26 protein-coding genes are annotated in these 23,047 nt (G+C 41.8%); 13 read left to right on the top strand and 13 right to left on the bottom strand.

Features of this window, described 5'->3' with window-relative positions; genetic code table 11:
* Window positions 1-150: 150 nt before the first annotated feature.
* From ACH3Z1_RS06270 to ACH3Z1_RS06250, 5 genes are all read right to left on the bottom strand, one after another.
* On the bottom strand, window positions 151-975 hold the full coding sequence (locus tag ACH3Z1_RS06270; protein WP_490821011.1) for a hypothetical protein: 825 nt from the start codon (window positions 973-975) through the stop codon (window positions 151-153).
* A 114-nt stretch (window positions 976-1,089) separates the two neighbouring features.
* Complete coding sequence (locus ACH3Z1_RS06265) at window positions 1,090-1,491, bottom strand: hypothetical protein (RefSeq protein WP_490821010.1); 402 nt, start codon at window positions 1,489-1,491, stop codon at window positions 1,090-1,092.
* Window positions 1,492-1,578: 87 nt separating this feature from the next.
* Complete coding sequence (locus ACH3Z1_RS06260) at window positions 1,579-3,804, bottom strand: PspC domain-containing protein (RefSeq protein WP_490821009.1); 2,226 nt, start codon at window positions 3,802-3,804, stop codon at window positions 1,579-1,581.
* A gap of 20 nt (window positions 3,805-3,824) precedes the next feature.
* Window positions 3,825-4,190, bottom strand: a complete 366-nt coding sequence (locus tag ACH3Z1_RS06255) for a PadR family transcriptional regulator (RefSeq protein WP_490821008.1) — start codon at window positions 4,188-4,190, stop codon at window positions 3,825-3,827.
* An 82-nt stretch (window positions 4,191-4,272) separates the two neighbouring features.
* Entirely contained in the window at window positions 4,273-4,464 is a 192-nt protein-coding gene (locus ACH3Z1_RS06250; protein ID WP_490821007.1) for a hypothetical protein, read from the bottom strand.
* Between the two features lie 359 nt (window positions 4,465-4,823).
* Here ACH3Z1_RS06250 and ACH3Z1_RS06245 point away from each other — a divergent pair, with 359 nt between their 5' ends.
* The 3 genes from ACH3Z1_RS06245 (at window position 4,824) to ACH3Z1_RS06235 (ending at window position 6,490) form a co-directional block, all read left to right on the top strand.
* Window positions 4,824-5,159 carry an ArsR/SmtB family transcription factor gene (locus ACH3Z1_RS06245; RefSeq protein ID WP_490821006.1) on the top strand — a complete coding sequence of 112 codons (336 nt, stop codon included), beginning with the start codon at window positions 4,824-4,826 and terminating at the stop codon, window positions 5,157-5,159.
* A 79-nt stretch (window positions 5,160-5,238) separates the two neighbouring features.
* Window positions 5,239-6,087 (top strand): arsenite methyltransferase, encoded by an 849-nt coding sequence (locus tag ACH3Z1_RS06240; protein WP_490821005.1) that lies wholly within the window; start codon window positions 5,239-5,241, stop codon window positions 6,085-6,087.
* Window positions 6,088-6,097: 10 nt separating this feature from the next.
* Window positions 6,098-6,490 (top strand): arsenate reductase ArsC, encoded by a 393-nt coding sequence (locus ACH3Z1_RS06235; RefSeq protein ID WP_490821004.1) that lies wholly within the window; start codon window positions 6,098-6,100, stop codon window positions 6,488-6,490.
* 128 nt (window positions 6,491-6,618) lie between these two features.
* On the opposite strand, the gene ACH3Z1_RS06230 is transcribed toward ACH3Z1_RS06235, so the two are convergent.
* The 4 genes from ACH3Z1_RS06230 to ACH3Z1_RS06215 all read right to left on the bottom strand — a co-directional run bounded on the left by ACH3Z1_RS06230 (window position 6,619) and on the right by ACH3Z1_RS06215 (window position 10,977).
* Window positions 6,619-6,981, bottom strand: coding sequence for a phage holin family protein (locus tag ACH3Z1_RS06230; RefSeq protein ID WP_490821003.1), 363 nt, complete (start codon window positions 6,979-6,981; stop codon window positions 6,619-6,621).
* Window positions 6,982-7,100: 119 nt separating this feature from the next.
* Window positions 7,101-8,402 (bottom strand): M16 family metallopeptidase, encoded by a 1,302-nt coding sequence (locus ACH3Z1_RS06225; protein ID WP_490821002.1) that lies wholly within the window; start codon window positions 8,400-8,402, stop codon window positions 7,101-7,103.
* A gap of 28 nt (window positions 8,403-8,430) precedes the next feature.
* Window positions 8,431-9,666, bottom strand: coding sequence for a M16 family metallopeptidase (locus ACH3Z1_RS06220; protein ID WP_490821001.1), 1,236 nt, complete (start codon window positions 9,664-9,666; stop codon window positions 8,431-8,433).
* Window positions 9,667-9,771: 105 nt separating this feature from the next.
* Entirely contained in the window at window positions 9,772-10,977 is a 1,206-nt protein-coding gene (locus tag ACH3Z1_RS06215) for an aspartyl protease family protein (RefSeq protein WP_490821000.1), read from the bottom strand.
* Between the two features lie 162 nt (window positions 10,978-11,139).
* On the opposite strand from ACH3Z1_RS06215, the gene mqnC reads away from it, so the two are divergent.
* The 6 genes from mqnC to ACH3Z1_RS06185 all read left to right on the top strand — a co-directional run bounded on the left by mqnC (window position 11,140) and on the right by ACH3Z1_RS06185 (window position 16,060).
* Window positions 11,140-12,264 (top strand): cyclic dehypoxanthinyl futalosine synthase, encoded by a 1,125-nt coding sequence (gene mqnC, locus ACH3Z1_RS06210; protein WP_490820999.1) that lies wholly within the window; start codon window positions 11,140-11,142, stop codon window positions 12,262-12,264.
* 152 nt (window positions 12,265-12,416) lie between these two features.
* Window positions 12,417-12,632, top strand: coding sequence for a hypothetical protein (locus tag ACH3Z1_RS06205; protein ID WP_490820998.1), 216 nt, complete (start codon window positions 12,417-12,419; stop codon window positions 12,630-12,632).
* Between the two features lie 113 nt (window positions 12,633-12,745).
* Window positions 12,746-13,237 carry an RNA polymerase sigma factor gene (locus ACH3Z1_RS06200; RefSeq protein WP_490820997.1) on the top strand — a complete coding sequence of 164 codons (492 nt, stop codon included), beginning with the start codon at window positions 12,746-12,748 and terminating at the stop codon, window positions 13,235-13,237.
* Window positions 13,238-13,254: 17 nt separating this feature from the next.
* Entirely contained in the window at window positions 13,255-14,367 is a 1,113-nt protein-coding gene (locus ACH3Z1_RS06195; RefSeq protein WP_490820996.1) for an anti-sigma factor family protein, read from the top strand.
* A 19-nt stretch (window positions 14,368-14,386) separates the two neighbouring features.
* Window positions 14,387-15,268 carry an outer membrane beta-barrel protein gene (locus tag ACH3Z1_RS06190; RefSeq protein ID WP_490820995.1) on the top strand — a complete coding sequence of 294 codons (882 nt, stop codon included), beginning with the start codon at window positions 14,387-14,389 and terminating at the stop codon, window positions 15,266-15,268.
* Window positions 15,269-15,517: 249 nt separating this feature from the next.
* Complete coding sequence (locus tag ACH3Z1_RS06185; protein ID WP_490820994.1) at window positions 15,518-16,060, top strand: L,D-transpeptidase family protein; 543 nt, start codon at window positions 15,518-15,520, stop codon at window positions 16,058-16,060.
* A 70-nt stretch (window positions 16,061-16,130) separates the two neighbouring features.
* On the opposite strand, the gene ACH3Z1_RS06180 is transcribed toward ACH3Z1_RS06185, so the two are convergent.
* Together ACH3Z1_RS06180 and serS are read right to left on the bottom strand one after the other, a co-directional pair.
* Window positions 16,131-17,075 (bottom strand): alpha/beta hydrolase, encoded by a 945-nt coding sequence (locus ACH3Z1_RS06180; RefSeq protein ID WP_490820993.1) that lies wholly within the window; start codon window positions 17,073-17,075, stop codon window positions 16,131-16,133.
* Between the two features lie 20 nt (window positions 17,076-17,095).
* Window positions 17,096-18,367: a serine--tRNA ligase gene (serS, locus tag ACH3Z1_RS06175; RefSeq protein WP_490820992.1), complete on the bottom strand. Its 1,272-nt coding sequence runs from the start codon at window positions 18,365-18,367 to the stop codon at window positions 17,096-17,098.
* Between the two features lie 73 nt (window positions 18,368-18,440).
* On the opposite strand from serS, the gene ACH3Z1_RS06170 reads away from it, so the two are divergent.
* From ACH3Z1_RS06170 to ACH3Z1_RS06155, 4 genes are all read left to right on the top strand, one after another.
* A complete protein-coding gene (locus ACH3Z1_RS06170; protein ID WP_490820991.1) occupies window positions 18,441-18,797 on the top strand; it encodes a hypothetical protein in 357 nt (118 codons plus the stop codon).
* Between the two features lie 97 nt (window positions 18,798-18,894).
* On the top strand, window positions 18,895-19,272 hold the full coding sequence (gene gcvH / locus ACH3Z1_RS06165; RefSeq protein ID WP_490820990.1) for a glycine cleavage system protein GcvH: 378 nt from the start codon (window positions 18,895-18,897) through the stop codon (window positions 19,270-19,272).
* A 73-nt stretch (window positions 19,273-19,345) separates the two neighbouring features.
* Window positions 19,346-19,888: an RNA polymerase sigma factor gene (locus ACH3Z1_RS06160; protein WP_490820989.1), complete on the top strand. Its 543-nt coding sequence runs from the start codon at window positions 19,346-19,348 to the stop codon at window positions 19,886-19,888.
* Window positions 19,889-19,942: 54 nt separating this feature from the next.
* Entirely contained in the window at window positions 19,943-20,689 is a 747-nt protein-coding gene (locus ACH3Z1_RS06155) for an anti-sigma factor (RefSeq protein ID WP_490820988.1), read from the top strand.
* A 1-nt stretch (window position 20,690) separates the two neighbouring features.
* Here ACH3Z1_RS06155 and ACH3Z1_RS06150 read toward each other — a convergent pair whose 3' ends face one another.
* Window positions 20,691-21,491, bottom strand: coding sequence for a glycoside hydrolase family 16 protein (locus tag ACH3Z1_RS06150; protein ID WP_490820987.1), 801 nt, complete (start codon window positions 21,489-21,491; stop codon window positions 20,691-20,693).
* 173 nt (window positions 21,492-21,664) lie between these two features.
* A complete protein-coding gene (locus ACH3Z1_RS06145; RefSeq protein WP_490820986.1) occupies window positions 21,665-23,041 on the bottom strand; it encodes a RagB/SusD family nutrient uptake outer membrane protein in 1,377 nt (458 codons plus the stop codon).
* Window positions 23,042-23,047 lie beyond the last annotated feature (6 nt).

The following is a 23,047-nucleotide window of genomic DNA, read 5'->3' as shown; positions in this document are numbered from 1 at the left end:
AATCAATTCTTTGCTGCCAGATAGTCAACAACCCCGCGTAGCCTCCCTTTCTCCGCTTCTTTTTGTATCAAAAGTTCAGCAAAAAGTTAATGTATCATTTGCTAGAAGCTATTTACAAAGAGAAGGGGAGAAAGGGAGGTTGCACGGAGCTTATTTGAAGGAGGGGGCAATACAATACGCATGGCTGGAGCCGCAAACAACAAATACCCTTTCACCTTTTTTGCTGAGTTCTTTTACTGCTGCCACCAACTGCCGGTTACGGATATCGTTTGATGTGGCCATTAATGTTGCCAGATAACCCGGTAATTCATACTCGTCGGAAGTTATTCTCCAATCCGGACCTGCGGGAAAATATTTTTTCCAGATACGGTCTACATCAGCTACAGTTTTAATACTGTCTTCCAAACCCACATGAGCTGCGCGTTTGAGGTATTCTTTGATGAAATCATCGGGTGATGATGGTTTCCCAAAACGAAGATTACCAAAATAAGGATTGAGTATTTGCTGTAAAGCAATTTGTTCGCGTGTAAAATAATGTTGTAAAGAGTCGGCTAATGCTTTTTTGGAAAGATCCCAGTTCATGATTTTCACACCATCCCTGTGTGCCAGTGCTTTTAACATACCACCTTCGCCTAGTTCTTTTACAGGATCCATAAAAGGAGGCAGCAGAAAGCCCAGCCTGCCCTCCACCAATGCTATGGTAGGTTTAAATTCGGTCCAGCGATTGTCCATTTGCACCATCTGTGGATCCTTATTGTGTTTGGTATGGGTGGCTCCAAAAATCAACGCGTTTTTTGTTTCTATAATGTAGGGGCGTTCGTGTTCACCTGTGTATTGTAAAAATGGCACGATACTGTCTGTTAGCTGATAGGCTGTTTGCGGGATATAATATTTCGGCGATTTCCATGCCATCAGGTAGATGATAGACAGAATCAGTACGATCACAAAAACAGAACGAAGGAATAATTTTTTCATACAGATGATTTGTGGTGACATGTTTGCAGGGCATAGGTTTATCCCTCCACCATCCCACCGGGTTAAGAACCGGTTGCAAGTGGGTGCATCATCCGAAAGCTGTCAATAAATTATCTAATGGAGCTGTGCCTGACTGGTGTGTATGGTGGCCTTGATTTTATCGGTAAGATCTCTGATCCTGTCGTAAGCGGTTTCACTGTTTTCATCTTTGTTGAATCTGATCCGAAGGCGGCCCGAACGAAGTCTTACATATACCCTTGAATCATCTTCGAGAGAAATGGTACCATTCAGGTCTTTTGTTTCAAGACTATTATCGGCATCTAGCATCTGGTCAATTACCCTTGCTACTTCTCTTGTTTTTGCGCGACTGAATTTTGCATCCACCCTGTATCGATGATCACTTTCTTTTACAGTAATGGAAATATTTCCTTCTCTGATTCGCTCAGAATGATAACGAACACATCCTGTTAATAACATAATGCAGATAGCAATAGCAACAGTGTATTTCATTTTCATAAGGTAGTTTTAGTTTTTTGAAAAGAGAAGGGAAGAACCCCCTCGTGAGAACAGGACGGGGTTCTTTTTTCCCAACTTCAACCATCTTTAATAAACCATTTGCATCATCAGTAACCTGGAAGCCTCAAAAGGTATCCGGTTTTCTGTGCGTTCCTCTGTTACTGGTTTTATTTCCGCATCATTCATGGCGGTTGCTTTTTTGTAACGGTAACGGGTAGTATCAACAGGTTTATCTAATTCTTTTTTCAGTTCTTCTGCCTCACGCTGCTTACGCTCATATTCTTTCTGTAATTCTTCCTTACTTTTTTTATACTGTTCTACTGCATCATTATCCGACCCTGTTTCTGACTCTGACTCACTCTTTCTTCTCTTCTCCTCTTCTATATCTTCTTTTGTTTTTATTCTCTCCAGTCCACCGGGTGTCATGATGTATTCCACATTAGAATTCCAGTCTTCATTATTACTGTTCCATTCTTCATCCCACTCCCAGTCGTAACCATTACCTACATGGAACCAGTTGAGTCTGCGGGATACGGTTCTGTCGATGAGGATTCTTTTTCCAACCGGCACCTGGATGGTTAACTGTACCCCCTGGTTACGGAATTTTGTTCCTTTTTTCAGTGAGAACCCCCGATCCAACCATACAGTACTGTCTGACTGATTGATATTGTAGGATATTTCATGAATATTTCTTACTGCTGCTCCTTCATCTCTTCCACTGCTGAATTTATGTGAGTAGATGTGGTAAGCAGAATCTGGACTTTTTACAATACGCAGACGTACATTATTCAGGAAAAGGCTGTCGTCGTTCATGCTCACAATTCCATCCATCTTGAACCAGCGACCATATACTTTCACTTTGCTATCGGGTACTTTTACAATCAGTTTTCCGGTAGAAGGCTGTACAATGCTGTACTCGTGTTTCTCTCTTGCTGTTGCATCGAAATTGCGGACAATAGAATAGGTAAGTATACCACCGCAAACCAGTCCTATAAACCACAAACCAGCAAAAGTGAATCCGAGATAACGGTTACCCGATTTTACACCCATGATGCGGCGGATAAGCCAGGTGATGAATGCTACCACAGGTACGCCGAGGAACAATAAAAGTGTAGCCCATGCGAGGAAGTTCTGGCTGAATCCTTCCAGGAAGAAATTTTTCAGCGGAAATACGCCCACACCTGCCACCATAAAGGCAAGCAGTGTTACCAATAAGGCGAAAGCAAGAATACCAGCAATGAACAGGAAGAATGCTTTGAACAGGATGGCAATGATGCCGCCAAGTCTTCTTCCACCTCTTTTGATGGCTGAACCTGATTCTGCACTAAACTGCTGGCCTTTTTGTCCTACAGTCTGACCAAATTCCTGTCCGAATTGTTGTGCTTTATCTTTGAATTCACCACCCCATTTTTCTGCGCGGCTTTTAAAGCCTTCGAGATCTTCCTGGATGGTATTTTTAATGGTATTCAGGTCTACTTTTTCACCGCGCATTTCCAATTTTTCAGAAGCGCTTTTGGCTTCAGGAATAACGGCCCACAATACTGCATACACCACAAATAAAGTACCACCAAATGAGCCGAAGATGATGCCGGGGAACGGATCAACGTCCATCCAAAATGCACCTCTGAATATGGAGGTGATAATACCCAGCACAAGTGGGAAAGCAAAGATCAGACGGGGTACCCATACTGCGATATCGAAATAAGATGCGATACCACTGGCTACACCGGCAATGACTCTTTCATCCGGATTACGGTATAATCTTTTGGTGGATGAAATTCCTTCCAGTGGTCTGGAAGGTAGAATGATCCACAATAAAATATACAGGAGGATACCTGAACCACCCATAAAAGTGATCAAAGCAAATACCAGACGAACAATGGTTGGATCGATACGGAGATAGTTGGCTAAACCACCGCACACACCGCCCAGTATTTTTTCATTGTCATCGCGGTACAACCTGCCACGGGCTGTTGTTTCAGCAGTAGTGGCGTTGTTGAATTTTTGTTCTTTTTCTTCTCCACCCAATTGTGAATGCACATTCGATTCCTCACCTTCGAAATCTTCGGGGCGTCCCATGCTGTTGATGATTTCGTTTACCGTATCATCAGTAATGCAGGTAGCGCCTTTTTTGAGACTGTCGCCAAACAGTTCGGCTATACGTCCTTCGATATCATTGATGATCTCGTCACGTCCCTCCTCGTTGGCAAAGAACTTTCTCAAACTTTCTACATACTGCTTCAGCATGTCGTAGGCAGACTCCTCGATGGGTATTACCCTGCCCTGAAAGTTTATATTGATTACCTTTTTCATTTTCTGTTCAGTTTTGTTGGTTAAGGTTGGGTTGGGTTTTCTTCGTGTACCGATCCGACTGGTGGTTGTGTGAGTGCCTGTACGGCATCGGCCAGTTCCTGCCAGGTTCTTTCGAGTTCATTGTAGAACTCTAAACCTTTGTCGGTCATCACGAAATATTTACGGGGCGGTCCACTGTTACTTTCCACCCAACGGTAGGTCAGTAAACCTGCGTTTTTCAAGCGTGTCAAAAGCGGGTATAAAGTACCTTCCAGGATGTGCAGATTAGCAGCTTTCATTCGGTCCACGATATCACTGGGGTAAACCTCACCCTGCCTGATGATGGATAAAATGCAAAACTCCAATACACCCTTTCGCATCTGACTTTGTGTGTTCTGAATGTCCATAGCCGGAGTTTTTGATTGTTCCCTTACGTTTCGGGGGGTAAGCAGAACAATGGTTTATAATGATTGTTTCTGTACGGTTTGATTAAGCAACAAGGTATCTTCTTACGATTCTTGTTTTGCGGTTGCGTTGCATGTTCCAGTAATCAACGGCACCAAATGCGTTTTTGTTGTTGATGTGGATACCTGTCGCAATAGTTTCTTTTACTTCCTTTACGAGGTTGTTCAGGTGATCCTGGCCCAGTTGCTGAAAGAAGTTTGTGTTTTGCGTTTTCATGACTCTTTATTTAATAGTGTTTTTAATTTTTTCTTTTCTGAAGGGTTCGGGTTATTTCCCTTTCCTTTCATAACACAAAGATGGGGAGTTTTTTGGTACTATGCAACACATAGTACCAAGTTTTTTTAGGTAATGGGCAGAACTTAATAACTGGTAAAACTTAATTATTTGATAATCAAAGAGTTAATAAAAATCGAGTTTTGTGAAATGGGATGAATGGTGCTATTTCGTGAGAAACGGCGATTCTTTACATGGGCCTCTAAATAATCAGATTTTGGTCAAAAAAAATATTTATCGTTTTTATACGATAAAAGAAAAAAAGTCATTTACTTTGTCTTATCGTATAAAAACGATAAAAGATGGCAACACCAAAAACAGAAGCGTTTTCAAAAAAAGAACAGGACCTCGCAGCATTTGCAAAAGCACTGGCACATCCTGCCCGTATTGCAATATTGAAAGTACTCGCACAAAACAATGAATGTATATGTGGTGAGATTGTTGAAGTATTGCCTCTGGCCCAGTCTACCGTATCGCAACACCTGAAAGAATTAAAAGAAGCAGGTTTAATTGATGGCAATGTAGATGGACCAAGGAGCTGCTACTGCATTAACTGGAAAGCATTTGAAAAATTCAATGCAGAATTTTCTTCCCTTTTCCACAAACTCAAAGATCAACAGGCGAAATCATGCTGTTAGTGATCATCACTGTATGCGGGCCATGGATCGCAGACAATAGTGACCACGAACAGTTTTTATCATCATAAAAACAAAAAGAATGCAAACAGAAACAGCCTTAAAGGCATTGGTTAAAGAAAAGTATGGCGAAATCGCCGATCAGTCACGCGCCGATAATGCAGCTTCCTGCTGTGGTGCCGGCGGCTGCAGTACAGATGTATATAATATTATGGCCGACGATTATACCCGTCTGGCAGGATACAATCCCGATGCAGATCTTGGTTTGGGTTGCGGGTTACCAACAGAATTTGCAAAGATCAATAAAGGCGACACTGTTATTGACCTGGGCAGCGGTGCAGGTAATGATTGTTTTATTGCCAGAGCGCTTACAGGGGAAGGCGGAAAAGTAATTGGTATTGATTTTACTGAACGAATGGTAGAGAAAGCAAGAGCCAATGCAGAGAAACTTGGTTTTAACAATGTTGAGTTTCGTTTTGGCGATATCGAACAAATGCCGGTTTCAGAAAATGTGGCCGATGTAGTGGTAAGCAACTGTGTATTAAACCTCGTGCCCAACAAATTCAATGTACTAAAAGAAGTATATCGTGTATTAAAGCCCGGTGGTCATTTCAGTATCTCCGATATTGTGCTGGAAGGTGAACTTCCCTCTAAACTTCGTGAAGCCGCCGAAATGTATGCTGGTTGCGTATCGGGTGCTATACAAAAAAATGTTTACCTGGAACTGATTCAGTCTACCGGGTTTAAAAATATAACCGTACAAAAAGAAAAAAGCATTCTGTTGCCGGATGATATTCTCCGTAATTATTTTTCTGCGGAAGAAATACAATCATTCCGCAACAGTGATGCCGGTATTTACAGTATAACAGTGTATGCAGAAAAACCTGTAACAGAAGAAAAAGCCTGTTGCGCACCAGGCTGCTGCAATTAAATCGATACCTATGAAAAAGAAACTCCTTTTTGTTTGTGTAGAAAACAGTAACCGCAGCCAGATGAGCCAGGCTTTTGCCATCATACATGGAGGTGAAAACGTAGAAGCTTTCAGTGCCGGTAGTAAACCCAGTGGTATCGTAAATCCGAAAGCCATTGCTGCCATGAAAGAATTGGGCTATGATCTTAGTTCCCACGACAGTAAGTCCTTACAGGAAGTAGAAGCCGATGCCCCTTTTGATGCAGTGGTAACCATGGGTTGTGGTGATGCCTGTCCGTGGATGCCCGCCAAACAATTCATCGACTGGCAGATACCCGATCCCAAACATATGGAACCGGAGGAGTTTAATAAAATCAGGGATCTGATCAGCGAAAAAGTAAAAGGACTGATTTCATCATTATAATTTCCAATCTCTGCGCAAGCTCCCGTTCTCCCCTTCTCCCTGTTAAAGAAGTTTAGTAAATAATAGCTTACAATTTGCAAGACTGCATTAACAAAGAGAAGAGGAGAACGAGAGTTTACGCAGGGTATTTATTTTTCCTGTTGTTCCCCACCTTTTCCAAGAATAGCTTCAATGATGGATGTAACAAATGATACCAGCAAACTGAAGAACAAAGCAGCCACCCATCCATCCACCGTAAACCCTGGCACAATAGATGCCGCCCATTTTACAATGATGATATTGATGACAAAAAGAAAAAGTCCTAAGGTAAAAATGGTAATGGGAATTGTCAGCAGTATGAGTATGGGTTTGATAAAACTATTCAGCAATCCCAATACCAATGCCACTATCAAAGCTGTCAGCGGGTCTTTTACATCAATACCCCTGAGAATATATGCGGCCAGTAAAATGGCAAGCGTACTTGCTACTGTTTTTGTAAAGAAACGTCCCATATAATTAGATACGTTTCAAATTAGCATTTATTTTCTGATTATCAGCGGTAATCAAAATTTTAACAGCTCATATTCTCTGCTCCTGATTGAAATCCGAAGCAGAAAATACAGCGTCAATATTATACAACTACCAACTCGTAGAAATGATCAGGCTGAAGATGTGTCTGCGCAAGGACCTGCAGTTCTTCACTGGTTACATGTCGAATGGTTTCTATGCTATTGTAGAAATATTGTTCGTCAAGTCCATTCAATATATATGTTTTCCAGCGGCTGATGATCTGGAAGGGACCATCAAGATCGCCAAGTAATGAGCCAATCATATAGTTACGAACCAGATCCAGTTCTTCTTTTTCCACAGGTTCATTTCTCAACCGTTCCATTTCGTTATGCACTTCTGTAATGGTTGCTTCACAAACATCTCTTCCCGCTTCTGTACTGATCATCCAGGCACTGTGGTGAATATGATTTTGCAGGTAGCTATGTATGCCATAAGTATAACCTTTGTCTTCACGGATATTACTCATGAGCCTTGATCCGAAAAAGCCACCGAAAATATTATTCAACACCTGCACTTTCGGAAAATCGGGATGATGGCGATTGAAAAAAGGTTGCGCCATTCTGATGGCACCCTGCACCCCTTCTGCATCGTTAATGATTCTGTATTTTTTTTCAGTGGCTGGTGCAAGTGGATATTCGATGGTCGGTATTGTGCTGCTATTGAGTGGAAGTTTACCAAAGACTTTGTTCAGTTGCTGATCTAAATCACTAGGTAATTTTCCTGCAGCAAATACCATACAGGAGCCGTTTTTATAAAACTGCTCATAAAATGCCACCAACTCCTCTCTTTGTAAAGCATCGTAGTCGATGGTTGAGGTATATTTTCCGTAAGGATGATGAAAACCAAATACATATTCATCAATCAAACGATTCGCTACGAAATCGCATTTCTTGAGGTTTACCTGCAATCTTTGTTTCTGGTTCTGTTTACAGATAGCCAATTCTTCCTCGGGAAAAATACTCTCGGTTAATATTTCCGCTACGACCGGCAATAACTCATGAAGGTGTTTGCTTAAACAGTGTAAAGTAATCGTTGCAGTTTCATTGTAACAACTGCGGTTGAGGTAAGCACCATAAAATTCAAAATACTCATTAATGGAATAGGCATTTCTGCTGGCTGTTCCATTTTTCAGTAAAAAATTGGTGGTACCTGCTACAATATTTTTAGACTCATACCAGTTACCTGCATAAAATACCCACTCTATCATTACTACATCCTGAGCGCCGGCATGAATGGCATAAACAGGTGTCTGGTTATCTAGTGTATATCGGTCGCAGGGTTTCAATGACAGATTAAAAGAGACTGCATCGATTATTGGAGGAGCTGTGGTTCTGTTGATCATAAATAATATCTCACTGTTCAATAGCTGTGGTTTTTACCGCAGCCATATATTAATTGGCATGATAGAATAATGTATTGCTGTTTTCTTCCCGGAATATTTTTTTACAATATGCCTGGATATCTTCTACCGTAATCTCCTGGTATTTCTGCAGCTCAGTGTTCATCATGTCGGCATCGCCCAGTAATTCATACAATGCAAGACTGTTGGCCCTGCTCATGATACTCATGTCTTCAAATGCAATTACACTTTCTGTTTTATTCTTTACTTTCTGCAATTCCTGGTCGTTGATAATTGTTGACTGTAGTTTACTGATTTCAGCATCTACTGCTGCGGCTGCATCTTCCATTTTTACCCCTTTTACCAGTTTTCCTTCAACAGTCAGCAATCCTGCATCGATACTTCCGAAATGATAACAATCGAGGTTGGAGAACAATTGTTTTTCTTTTACCAATGACTGGTATAATCTTGATGAACCGCCTCCCCCAAGAATTTCAGTAATCATATCTGCCGCATAATATCCTTTTTCAAGTCTGGAATCCATATGCCATGTTTTTACATAGGCATCAAGTGGTACTGCGGCATGTACTTCTAGTTTACGGGCTTTGGTTTGTATTGGTTCCTGTGGTAAATGGCGTTTGTATGGATCGCCCATGGGTATGTCGGCAAACCATTTATTGGCAAGCTGTTTTACCTGTTCGGTAGTAACATGACCTGTTACGGCGAGAATAGCATTCACGGGCCGGTAATGTTTGAAAAAGAATTGTTTTACATCATCAATATGCGCATTCTCTACATGGCTCAGTTCCTTACCAATGGTCATCCAGCGATAAGGGTGCGAAGTATAAGCGAGTTCACGCATTTTATGCCATACATCGCCATAAGGTTTATTCAGGTAATGTTCCTTGAATTCTTCACACACTACTTTTCGCTGTACGTCGAGACTTTTTTTACTGAATGCCAGGCTCAACATGCGATCGCTCTCAAGCCAGAATGCCGTTTCAATATTTTCGGCTGGCACCTGACAATAATAGTTGGTAAGGTCGTTGGTTGTGTACGCATTATTCTCTCCGCCCGCACGCTGCAGGGGTTCATCATAATCGGGTATGTTGATGCTGCCGCCAAACATGAGGTGTTCGAACAGGTGAGCAAACCCTGTTTTGTCGGGGTTTTCATCACGTGCGCCCACATCGTACAACACATTCACCACGGCCATGGGTGTTGAATGATCTTCATGTACCAAAACCCTGAGGCCATTATCGAGCACAAATCTGTCAAATACTATCATAGAAAGAATTGAAGCAGCGAAATTAAGTGAAAAGCAGGTAGTGTATCGTTTTGTACCTATTGTCAGCCAGGCCAATCATATACATTTCCCAAAAACGCAAGTTTCTTAACGGTTACGTCTGATGTCTTTTATGACCATAGTTAAGACCAGTGGTTTCTGTTCCCTGAAAATAATTACACGAACCCTACCAATAGAGTTCTGGAAAAGTGTTTTGTATGTCTGGATATTTTTGGTGTAATTATTTTCTACCGAAAAGATGATATCTCCCGGCTGAAAACCGGCTTTGTCGCCAGGAGAACCTTTGATAATATCAATAACCCTTATCTCCCCATCAATCAGGTATATACCCAAACCTGTATAGGAATAATCGAAGCTTTCCGGAAAATGATTATTGGGTTTTATATAAATACAACGATCGGGGTAGTTCAGAATAACATTGAACCGCCGCATTACATCATTACCAATTAATCCGCCAAGCAGAGGATAGGATGTTACATTGTATTCATCATCGAAAATATGTACCGGTACATTTCTGAATTTATAGGGGCCCAGCTTTACTTCTTTGGCTACCGTAATATCCATCATCTTCTTACCGCCCAGGCCTTCTGCCTGTGTCGGATAAAATTTCCGTTTGCGTTTAAAGAACATGCTGTCTGATACAAATTCTTTTGATAAAAGAAAAGTCAGACCGGCACCAGTATCGAAAATAAATCTCGCATTGATGGTTCTTTCATCTTCTATTGTTGCGCTTTGCAAAGGCAGGGTAGAAAAATCGGGATGTAACAGATGCCCGCCCTTGGGATACCTGAACCGACCGGGCGTGTACACTTCCATCACCTGCTTATCATAATCGAGGTTCACAATATACCTTCTTAAAAAACTAAACCCTATAATCCCATCAATCTTTATTCCGTATACACTTGTAAGCAACTCATAATCGTTGATATGAAAATCAAGTTTATCTACTTCAAGCCCGGGTAATTTAAGTGTATGGTTGTAAGCAAATTCTACCAGTTTAATACCGGCAATACCCCTAATCGTTTTATCGCTTAGTTGTTTTTTAAGTCCGAGGTATTGAACAGTGAGTGAATCGAGTGAAATTCCACCGCTGCCGGTATCAAAAACGAAGTTGAGCGTATCTGGGTGATCATCTACCTGTGCTTTTATAATAACAATACCTCCACTTAACTGTGAAAAGGGAAAACGGGTGAGCAGTTTTGCTTCGGGCATGATGAATTCTTCCTGGGCATGAGCAGGAGGAAGGGCATAAAACAGCCCAGTCAGGAGGATGGCAATCGTTAAACGTTTCATGCAGATTGAAAATTAGCCCATTTGTCCATTACCTCCGTTTTTTACTATTTCCGGTCAGGAATGATCATTGGCCCCTAACATGACAACGGAACCGCTGTTTTTGATGCAGCAATAATCAACCTTATCATCCTACCTTTGTTGTTTATAAGAAATTTCCTCTACATGCAGTTAGCAGATTTGTACCAACGGGCACTGAGTTTTGAGTTTTTGAGTATAGAAGAAGGTATGTTCCTCTTTGAACAGGCTCCTCTCTCTGAACTGATGCATGTGGCCGATGAGCTGAGAAAAAAACAGGTTCCACATGGTAAAGTTACCTGGCAGATCGACCGTAATGTAAATACCACCAACGTTTGTATTGCCAATTGTAAGTTCTGCAATTTTTACCGGATACCTGGTCATGCAGAAGCCTATATAACCGATATGCCCACTTACCGTACAAAAATTGAAGAGACTTTGAAATACGGAGGCGATCAGTTGTTATTACAAGGTGGTCATCACCCCGAATTAGGGCTCGATTTTTATACCAATACCTTCAGACAGATTAAGCAGGAATACCCACACCTGAAACTGCATGCACTCGGACCTCCAGAAGTGGCACATATCTGTAAACTGGAGAAAATGAGTCACCATGATGTGCTGAAAGCCTTACAGGAAGCTGGTTTGGACTCTTTACCCGGTGCTGGTGCCGAGATCCTGGTTGACAGGGTTCGCAGACTTATTTCGAAAGGTAAATGTGGTGCCGATGAATGGCTTGATATCATGCATGAGGCCCATAAATTGAATATTACCACCAGTGCCACCATGATGTTTGGCCATGTGGAAACCCTGGAAGAGCGTTTTATCCATTTAACCCTTATCAGGGAAGTACAGAGCCGCAAGCCAGAAGAAGCTAAAGGGTTCCTCGCTTTTATTCCCTGGACCTTTCAGGATGTGGATACCCTGCTTACCCGTATCAGGGGGGTACATAACCTTACCACCACCGATGAATATATCAGGATGATTGCCATCAGCCGTATCATGCTCCCCAATGTGAAAAATATACAGGCAAGCTGGCTTACCGTGGGTAAACAGACGGCCCAGATTTGTCTGCATGCCGGCGCCAACGATTTTGGCTCTATTATGATTGAGGAAAATGTGGTGAGTGCAGCCGGTGCCCCCCACCGTTTTACCTATAAAACCATGCAGGATGCCATCCGTGAAGCCGGTTTCGAACCCCAGTTACGCGGCCAGCAGTATAACTGGAGGGATATTCCGGAAAGTATACAGGAGCAGGTGATTGATTATTAAGAGGGTGAATGGTCAATGGTGAATCGTGAATTTTTAGGTACCCCTATTCACGATTCACCATTGATCATTCCCGTTTTTAACTTCATTTAACGTTAAATCCTTTTCTGTTTAAGATTCTTGTATATATCTTTAGTATTCCTTAAACCCGGCTTATGAAAAAAAGATACCTTTTTCTTCCAGTGGCAGCCACTGTTGTATTATTTGCAGTCGGGTATATTACAGAGAACTACAGCAATAAAAAGATCTGTGAGACTTCTAAAAACTGTCCATTAAAGCAGAAAAAACAGTTGACCAAGCCCCAGGGTAGCAGTCCGGACGAAATACATTATGGCGGATTAAACCGTTTAATTGTCTCAACTTTCCGATAATCATTGATCCTGCGCCATAAACGCAGGATTTTTTTTCTTTGTACTGTAACAAAAGGCCCTGCCAGCCGTATAACCTCTATACAAGGCAATCATTTGAATTATCGCTGCTGTTTATGACCGAGCAAGAGTACAATAACTGTGTGAACCAATACGCCGACAACGTATACCGCTTCATTGTGAAGAATCTTCGCCATGAAGAAGATGCCCGCGATATTGTTCAGACTGCTTTTGAAAAGCTCTGGCGTAACCGGGAAGCTGTTGAAAACAGCAAATCGAAATCTTATCTTTTTACGGTGGCCTATAACCAGATGATTGACCATATCAGGAAAGTGAAAAGAATTCAGTTGAAAGATGAGTTCCAGGAAGATGGCAGATCGGAACAGATCGGCAACCATAAAAGCAATGTGAAAAAGATACTGATGGAAGCACTGAACAGGTTGAATGAAACACAGCGCAGCCTGGTAATGCTGAAAGATTACGAAGGATATAGTTACGAAGAAATAGGACAGATCATGGGACTGAACGAGAGCCAGGTGAAAGTGTATCTTCATCGAGCCCGACTTACCCTGCGGAATTATTTAGTAAGCCCTGAAAATGTTTTATAATCATTCATTAGAATAAAATGATCAACATCAACAGACATAATTACGAGGAGTTTTTCCTGCTCTATACAGACAGGGAGCTTTCTCCTGCCGATAGAATGGCTGTTGAACAGTTTGTTCAGGAGAATCCAGATCTGTCAGATGATTTTTTAGCCCTCCAGCAAACCACATTGCCCAATGATGAGCATATGCTCGTCGACAAATCAATGTTATACCGTAGTGCAGGGAAGGGTATTGGCTTACACAATCATACCGAGCAGTTTTTATTGTATATGGATGATGAACTCTCTGTTACTGAACGTGAAGCTGTTGAAACATTTGTATTACAGCATCCTGCCTTACAGGAAGAATTTGTACAGTTCAAACAAACAAAATTGCCTGCCGACGAGGTTCCCTTCCCTGATAAAAACAGTTTATACAGAACCGAGTCTGAGAAAAGACCTGTGGTATATATGCGCTGGGTGAGAATGGTGGCGGCCGCCGCTATCATTGGTTTTGGATTTTTTCTCTGGAATATTACCGGCGATACCAGTTCAAATACAACCGACAATAAACAGCTCGCTGCTGTTACCGATAAAAAAACTGTGACCCCCGATAATACCAACAACCCTTCTTTCGTTGAAGTACCGGGTGCGACAGCTAAAGAGCACAACATTCGGACGAATGAGGCAAATGTGATAGATGAGCAAGCTGCTGTTTCAGCTTTACAACAATCAGTCGCTGTAAATATTCCAACAATGAACACCCGTGAAGAATTAAAAACAGCGCCTGAACTGATCATTGAAAGACAGCAAACCATCAGCTCAGAAGAGCCGGTAAAATCTACACTAGGTACAAAAACATATGCTGGTATTACAGCCAATGCAGCCATCAATGAAAATGACCTGATTAAAACCGCTGTGAGTCCTGATCCCGAAGAGGCAACCGGAAAAACAGCATTGGCCCAGCAGGTAGTATATAAAGAATTAGATACCGAAGCCGACAGTAACAATAAAAGTTTATTGATTGGTTCAGTTGAAATTAATAAAGATAAACTTCGTGGTTTCTTCCGGAAAGCCACCAGTATTTTCAGGAGTAAAAAAACGGAAGAAGCCGAAACTTCAGGCGTAAGCCCTACCCGATCGTTAAAATAAAAGAGTAAAGCAACATTGTATGAAACGTTTAGCCATTGTAACAGCAGCATTCCTGCTTTCAGGATCGCTGTTTGCCCAGACAGACAGTACCAACAACAATTCGGATACTGTGAAAGTGGGAAATTTTATTATCATCAAGAAAAACAAAGACGGTAACAACAGTTCAGATAACAAGAGTATCTGGAAGGACTGGGACCGCAATTTTGATATCAAGATTGAACGCAGGAACAGAACGAACAGAAACGTGAGTACTAACTGGTGGATCATGGACCTTGGCTTTACCAATTTCCGCGACCAGACCAATTATACCAATGCACAGGCTGGTAGTTATTTCAGAACTTTTCGTCCGGCCGACGGTGCAGTAAACCAAAACAGTTTTAAACTGAACACAGGTAAATCAACCAACGTGAATATCTGGTTCTTTATGCAGAAGGTGAACGTAATAAAACATGTGGTGAACCTGAAATATGGTCTCGGTCTGGAGATGTATAATTTCCGTTACGATTCTCGTATCAGTTATCGCAAGGATGCTACTAATCCTTATGTATACAATGATTCGATCAGCTTCTCGAAAAATAAACTGTATGCAGGTTATCTTACTGTTCCTTTTATGATCAACATTAACACTACACCCAATAACAGAAGAGGTTTCAGCATCAGTGCGGGTATGAGTGCAGGTTATCTCATCAGCAGCAGGAACAAACAGAAAAGCAGTGAACGCGGCAAACAAAAATCGCCCGGCGATTTCAACCTCGAACCTTTCCGTGTAGCAGCTATTGGTGAAGTAGGTTTAGGTCCGGTTCGTTTATACGGAAGTTACAGTATCAATAAATTACACAAAGACATTACAAGGCTTGAGCAGTTTCCTTATGCAGTAGGTATCAGGTTTAGCAGGTGGTAGCAGGAGAGTTATGAGCTGCAAGCAACAAGCTACAAGCCGCAAGAGGCACGAGGTTCAAGCTTTTTTTCTTGAATCTTGTGCCTTGTTTTTTTACTTGTATCCTGCCTTTCCCTTGTCGCTTGCAGCCTCCTCCTTACTCCTGTCTTAACATAACGTTTGTTAACCAAAACTTTTGTCAATTAACCAGAGCACAACACCAGCTCATGCAGCGGAATTTTAGTTTCGGGTTCAAACCAAAAACCTATTTGTATGAAACCCCTCCTCTATGCTCCCTGCCTGCTGGCCATTCTTATTGGCGGCACTTCTTTCAGAAGCACCCATCACCTCAACACTGAACATGCTACCAAGAACACTTACTACATTCTCGTTGTAAAAACGAAGTATGAAATGAAAGTATACGATTCTACCGGCGAATGCCTGGCAACCTATCCGGTAGTATTTGGCAATAAAGACATGGGCGATAAAATGATGCAGGGCGACCGACGTACGCCTGAAGGAACTTTTAAAATATGCTTTAAAAGAAAACATGAAAAATGGAGCCGTTTTCTGCTGATCGATTACCCCAATGCAGAAAGTGTAGCCAAATTTAACCAGCGAAAAGCTGCCGGACTCATCCCTGCCGATGCACAGATTGGTGGAAGTATCGGTATCCATGGGACCTGGCCCAACGAAGATTATGCTGTAGATGGATTACAAAACTGGACAGAAGGATGCATCAGTACCAAGAACAGGTATGTGGAAGAAATTTTTGATGTACTGCCCGTTGGCACGAAGATTACGATCAGGAAATGAAATCAACATTCAAAAGGCAAAATTCAAAAATGACCTGCTTTTGAATTTTGCCTTTTTTTAGAAAATCAGTTTACTTATTTAGAAAAAAACTCATTACGGATCCCCATTTGCCCGTTTCTTTCTTAAAAAGGCTCTCATGTCCGCTTTGCAAATATTTGATCATCACTTTCTCGTGACTTGAAATATTGCTGAATAAAGTGTTGGTTTCGTCTTCGGTAACACGTTTATCGCCTGCTCCCCACTGGAGCAAAACAGGACAGTTTACTTTTTTGGCATAGAGATCAGGCCGATGGCTAAAAGCCCAGGAGCCGATTTCTAACCCTCCCCAGAAAGTGAGTAAGGTGCTCAGGGGTTCGGCAGGCAGTCCCATGGTTTTCATACGACCCTGAACGGCACTATGTAATGACCCAAATGGCATTTCGAGAATGAGTTTATTGGGTTTGATACCAAATTCATCAATGGCTTTGAGTGCGGTGGCTGCCCCCATAGATATGCCCCAGATAATGATATTCGTTTCTCCTTTTGCTTTCACATAATCATATACTGCTTTTACATCTCTTGATTCATAAATGCCGATAGATGTGGTATTGCCTTCGCTGTTACCATGCGCCCTGAAATCGGTGAGCATTACATGGTAACCCATTTCATATAATTTACGTGCTTCAGCAATAATGCCGCTTTTACTGCTACCATGACCATGAAACATGAGTATGGTTCCTTTGGCCGAATCGTGTTTTGCATACCAGCTTTCGAGTTGAAGACTGTCGGCGGTTTTCAGCAAAACGGTATCATGCGGCAGTCCTAATGAGTCAACCACTTTGGTTTTGGGATAACGGATACCAAAGAAAATAGCTTTGAATTTTTCACCTCCGCTCATTTGTTCCGGTTTCTTTACCGGTGCAGCATTGCTGTAAAAATGGGTGAATTTATACGCATGGAATGCAGCAATAATATTTACCAGCAGGAATAGTACCAGCAGGGTGTACCCAATTCTTTTAAGCCATTTAGTTAACATAACCAATCTGTTTAATAGGTTCAGTTAATGACTGCTGATCCGAAATATGGCTGTATGGCAGCAGGCAACTGTATGCCTTCGGCAGTCTGGTGATTTTCCAGTAAACAAGCCAATATTCTTGGCAAGGCCAATGAGCTCCCATTAAGTGAATGAGCTAATTGCATTTTGCCATTGCCATCTTTGTAACGGCATTTCAAACGGTTGGTCTGGTAATTTTCAAAATTACTTACACTGCTTACTTCCAGCCAGCGTTCCTGTGCGGCACTGAATACTTCGAAATCATAAGTGATGGCACTGGCAAAACCCATGTCGCCGCCACATAATCTTAAAATTCGATAAGGTAATTCGAGTGTATTCAGGAGCTTCTCTACATGCAATACCATTTCTTCCAGTGTAGCATGACTTTTCTCCGGCTCTACGATCTGGATGATTTCTACTTTCTCAAACTGATGTAGTCGGTTGAGTCCGCGCACATCCTTTCCATAACTACCTGCTTCTCTTCTGAAACAGGGAGAATAAGCGGTCATTTTCACCGGAAAATCTTCTTCCTTTAAAATAACATCGCGGTATACATTGGTAACAGGTACTTCAGCCGTAGGAATCATGTAAAAATCATCTTCCGGCATATAATACATCTGGCCTTCTTTATCCGGTAACTGGCCAGTTCCCATGGCAGATGCGGCATTCACCATAAATGGTGGCAGGTATTCAGTATACCCTGCAGCCGTATTGAAATCAAGAAAATACTGTATCAGCGCCCTTTGCAGTTTAGCACCTTTACCAATATATACGGGAAATCCGCTACCGGTAATTTTATTACCCAGTTCAAAATCGATCAGGTTGTATTTTTTAGTGAGGTCCCAGTGAGGCTGGGCAGTTTCATGTAAAGCAGGTTTATTACCCCCTTCTCTCACCACTACATTTTCTTCCGGGGTACGTCCCACAGGTACTTCTGCTGTAGGCAGGTTGGGCAATTGCAATAAGGTATCGAGCAGGGCTTGCTCCACCACCGCCATTTGTTCTTTAATAGGTTCAAGGCTGGTTTTAAGTCCGGACACTTCTGCTTTCATGGTTTCGGCTGCTTCTTTATTTCCCTGTGCCATGAGTTTTCCGATTTCTTTGGATGCCGCATTCAGTTTGCCCTGTGTTGTATCAAAATCGAGTTGCAGTTTTTTACGTTCGTCATCCAGGCTGATAATCGTATCTACCAGCTCTGGCTGTTTAAAATGTTTTACCGCCAGTCTTTTCTTTACTTCTTCCGGATTCGCTCTCAGAACACTCACTTGTAACATAAGAAATCTATTTGCGGCAAAGATAACGGCTAAAGGCTGATGAAGAAAGGCTTTGAGGGTTTACCTTTGCCATATGCAATATGTAAGTGATGATCTGCAACAACGCTGGTGGGCTCTGGAAGCGCAACTGGTAGAACGTTTTGGAAAAAAACCCGATCTGGAAGCCGTTCTTTTTCTGATTGGTTTACAGGAAACCGGGTTTATCCGTGAAAAAGTATCCAAAGAACAGAAGCAGGACCTGATGCATGTAGCCGTATGTACCGTACTGTCGCAAAGTGGTTATTATATACTCGAAGGGAAAGACGGTGAAGGGTGGCCCCATTTTAAGCAGGTAAAAGAATTACCGCCCATGCCATTACCTGAACAGGAGAATTTTATCAAGGATCATGTTTTGCTCTATTTCCAGCAAACAGAACAGGCACAGGAATAAATTTTTCATGTTCCGGAATTAATCAATATTTGCAGCAGAAATAGTCCAGGGTCTTTAGACGATGGACCATGGGCTAAAAAATCAAAAAAACACCTATATGAACTTCCCAGCCGAATTACGCTACACCAAAGACCATGAATGGATTAAATTAGAAGGTAATACTGCTACAATCGGTATCACCGATTTTGCTCAACATGAGCTGGGTGATATTGTTTATGTAGATATCAGTACCACCGGTAAAACCCTGGCGGCAGAAGAAGTATTTGGTACAGTAGAAGCGGTTAAAACCGTTAGCGACCTGTTTTTACCTGTTGCCGGCACCATTCTGGAAGTAAACAGCCTGCTTGAAAAACAGCCTGAACTCGTTAATACCGACCCCTATGGTGATGGCTGGATGGTTAAAATGACCGTTACCAATGTGGCCGATGTAGAAGCCCTTATGAGTAGTGAGGCCTATGCGGCCTTGGTTGGATAGTTTTTTAAAACCATCCGAACAATTTCTCCGTACATTGGTTACCTAACCTTGTACAAAAACATTCAACCTGCTTTTGGAAGTAGCTAAAAAATACAGTGAGTCCGAACTGGTACACCTCCTGCAACAGCGGGCAGCATCTGTATTCAGCTACCTGTACGATAACTATTCAGGTGCTTTATTATCCATTATCTGCAATATTGTTAAGGATGAAGAACTGGCCAATGATGTATTACAAGAGGTATTTGTAAAAATCTGGCGCCAGGTTGAAAGCTATGATAGTAGCAAAGGCAGGCTATTTACCTGGATGCTTAATATTGCCCGTAATGCATCGATTGATACCATACGAAGCAAAAGTTTCCAGAATAGCCAGAAAAACCAGGAATTATCAGAAAACGTATATAGTGCAGCGGGTGCTTCACAACTGAATATCGACCAGATAGGCTTACGCAAACTGGTTCATCAGTTAAAAGAGGAATACCGTGTACTGATTGACCTGTCTTATTTTCAGGGTTTTACCCAGGATGAAATTTCCAAAATGCTGGATATACCTTTGGGAACTGTGAAAACAAGATTAAGAACAGCATTAATTCAATTAAGAGGCATTATTCAACCATAAATGAATATACAGGCTTACATAGAAAGTGGGATCATCGAAAGCTATGTCTTAGGCATGGCTGATGACCTAGAGCGGGCCGAGCTGGAACGATTAAGCCAACAGTATCCCGAAATAAGGGCTGCCGTTGAGGCTTTTGAGTTATCGCTCGAGCAGCATGCTATGGCCAATGCCGTGGCTCCTGCACCACATGTAAAGTCTGCCTTACTCGCCACACTTGAAAATGAATTCAAACCTGTTGCAGAAGCCAAAATAGTAACCATGCCTGTTGTAAAAACCGGATGGTTGCGTTATGTAGCTGCAGCTTCTGTTATCTTACTGGTAGTGAGTGCTGCCACCAATGTTTATTTCTACCAGCAATTCCGCGAAGCATCCAGTCAGTATCAGGCTCTGCTCATTGAAAAAAGAAGTTTACTCGCCCAGAATGATGCCCTTCAGGCAAAAGGACTTGACCTGTTCAATGCTATTCAGATTATGAGTGACCCTGCTTTTACCAAAGTTTCTATGCCTGGTATAAAAGCGGAAGAAAATAAGCTGGCCACCGTTTTCTGGGATAAGAAAAAGAATGAAGTATACCTGCTTGCAAATCGCTTACCTCAAACAACTACCGATACACAATACCAGTTATGGGCCATTGTGGATGGTAAACCTGTTGATGCCGGAATGATTGATGGTTGTAATGCTTTGTGCAAAATGAAAAACATCAGCAATGCTTCCGCCTTTGCCATCACACTGGAAAAACGTGGTGGAAGTCCAACACCTAACCTCCAGCAGTTACAGGTAATTGGAAATGTAGCAGGCTAAACTATATTTCCTTTTTTCTTTCATAACATCTTACATAATCAATACAAAAAGAAGCTGTGGTTTTGTTTTTTGGCTCCTCCTTTTGTTGATCCGGAATTTCATAAACGCCTAACATAAGCTGCATAGGATATGCCGGCGACTGAAGAATGGTTCTTACTTTTTCTCCATCAATATAAAAATCAACCCTGTCTTTTTTCCAATCAGCTCCGTATACATGAAAATCTGTTACATCGATGGCATGTGGATCTTCATAAAATGCTTCCTTGAGTGCGGGGTCGTTGAACCTATGAATACCATATCCGATTAGTGCTTCCTGCTCCTTCGCCTGCCATCCCTTGATTTCCACTATACATAACTCTGCTGACCGTTGCGGCTCATCTTCATAACCAATCATCCATAAGGCTACTACATTCGATGGTGACCGTATGGCTTTGGCACGTATTTCAATATAGCCATACTGCATTAAATAGGTATGCTGCGGATCCTGCGCCTCACGAACAATGGGTGCGGGATGAAAAAAACGGTGTTGCCCAATCTTGCTGCCCTCTGGACCTGAAAACACCCCGGTCTGAATGGAAGAACATTTTACCTTTCCATTAAACTCAAGGCACCATGGTTCCTGGTCTTCTGTGATGTCAAGATATAAACAGTCGCTATTAAAATGATAATTGGGCTTCGACTGTTTTCTGGAACTCCACTGCGGTAAATAAAAGGGAAACCATTTATTAGTATCCAATGAACCTGTATTGAATTCATCGGCAAAAACCAATTGATAGGAATGATCGGAAAGGGGTTTGTTCATCGAGGGAGATTTTAGCTGGCTGAGGCTTGTTGGATGGCCGCAATACAGCAGTAAAATAACCAGAAAAAAAACATAAAAAACCAAAACTCGCATCTCTGTTATATTTAAAAAACCAGGGGCACTAATAAAAGTACCCCTGGCGAACAACAAAAATGAACAATCTATACTACTAACTAATACCCCGGATTCTGTACCATATTCGGATTGGCATCCATTTCAGCCTGTGGAATAGGCAATAAACGTCTGTTGAACGGATATGGAATAGTTCTGGCCGCAGCGGGATAATCGGTACTTCTGTTAATGGTACGTTTCAGCCTGTTAAGGTCATGAAAACGATGCCCTTCAAATGCCAGTTCTTTTCTACGCTCCGTAAGTATGTCTTCCAATAATGCAGTACCTGTTGAAGTAAAACCTGCAAATGATGCATCGCGACGGGTAGCTACGGCATTCAAGTAGTTTCTTGCATCTGCTTCATTGGTACCTAAGCTGGCTTCTGCTGCTATCAGGTATACATCACTTAAACGCAATACTTTGGTATCGTCTCTGTCGGTAACAATATTGGTGTATTTATTTACAAATACGGCCGGACCAGAACGCGCTCCTGGTGTTAACAGCAATCTTCTTACATCATTGGCACTATATAAGCTGTACAGGTCTGATGCACAAATCATATCGCCATAGCCATTTTGAGAATAGATATAACCCAATGCATCGAAACCAAGATTTGCTACACCATCAGAAGATACTTCAAATAAAGTTTCCAGTTTGTTACTTAATGGTGCTGGGTTTTGCCAGTAAGAAACATAATTGTTTGATCCTACCAATGCAAAGCCGCCATTATTGATTACATCAAGTGCTGCAGTACGGGCATTGGCCATATCTCCTTTCGCCAGGTGTACTTTTGCTTCCAGGGCCTTTGCCGCATATTTACTAAACTGTGATGAATTCGTGGTTTGTGTCATCAGGTTATACGCTTTTGATAAATCATCTAAAATCAAAGCATATACTTCCGCAATCGTGTTTCTCTTCGGTTTTACACCGATGTCGAACTTAGTTATGATCGGTACGCCAACATCGGAAGGATTATCTGTAAAAGGTTTTGCGAAAAAACGAACCAGTTCAAAATACATCAAAGCTCTTATAGCATGTGCTTCCCCGCGGTACTGTCGTGCAGTAGCTGTACCATCGATGCTTGAACTAAGTATATTATTTACCCTTAGAATTGTATGATAACCCGCTGTCCACATTCCAAGTGCATTCCCATCTACCACCGGTGTTCCGTATTGATTATAAAATGTGTATCGGTTCGAATTACTCACTGACTGGTAAATAACATCTGCCATCAGGTCGCCTAAAACAGGAATTGTTCTGCCGTATAAATCAACATTACGTAAACTGGCATAAGCACCCCTTAAAGCAACCTGTATATCAGCTTCCGATTGTAAAGCATTTTCTACCGGAAGAGCATTGTATGGTTTTTTCTCCAGAAAATCTTTTGAACAAGACATCAGGAAGAAGAAACAACCTATAAAATAATATTTCATTTTCATGATTAA

It is taken from the genome of Sediminibacterium sp. FW305-C-49, assembly GCF_058231085.1.
Note: the sequence above shows the minus strand (reverse complement) of the source record. Positions and strands in the feature narration are given on the sequence as shown.